Here is a 564-nt window from a genome sequence, read left to right as displayed (position 1 = left end):
TGTATTGGTAGTCCCTGTACGAGTGTAATCGGTATTGAGAGTCGCTGTCCCCCCAACTGTATAGTTAACTGTTAAAGGATTAGTGGTGGAACCAGTACGGGTAAAGGTATAAACTAGATTTGTTGTCCCATCTTCGGTAACACTACTAGGAGAGACAGCAAGAGTAATACTGGGTAAAGTGATGTTAGAAACGTAGTTGAAGTAACTCGCAGTTAAACTTAATCCAGTTCGATCCCGTAAAATGGCAATAAGTTCATCAGGTTCAGAGCCAGGTTTATTAATATAGAGATTAGTAGTTGTCCCAGAAACCGTCAAGAGATAATCACTACTTGAACCGCGAAGTTGAATAAAATCATCGGCATCAAAGTCAATGATATTGGCATAATCGTTTATCCCTGCATTAGTTGTATTACCGTCATCGTAACCAATCCAGTTAACGTCACCAAGGATAAATCTATCACTTCCTGCTCCTCCTGTTAAAGAATCAATTTCTCCTTTTCCTGGGGTGCTACTGTTAGGGTTAACCCCTGTGATGATGTCATTACCTCCCCCAGTGGTGATGGT

At 41.1% G+C, this 564-nt stretch carries 1 pseudogene; it reads right to left on the bottom strand.

Annotation, left to right across the window (positions count from 1 at the left end):
* Positions 1 to 564: pseudogene (locus MICAI_RS16310) on the bottom strand (hypothetical protein); the annotation flags it as partial.

The organism is Microcystis sp. T1-4, from assembly GCF_000297435.1.
GTDB lineage: Bacteria > Cyanobacteriota > Cyanobacteriia > Cyanobacteriales > Microcystaceae > Microcystis.
This window is presented reverse-complemented; position numbering and strand designations above follow the sequence as displayed.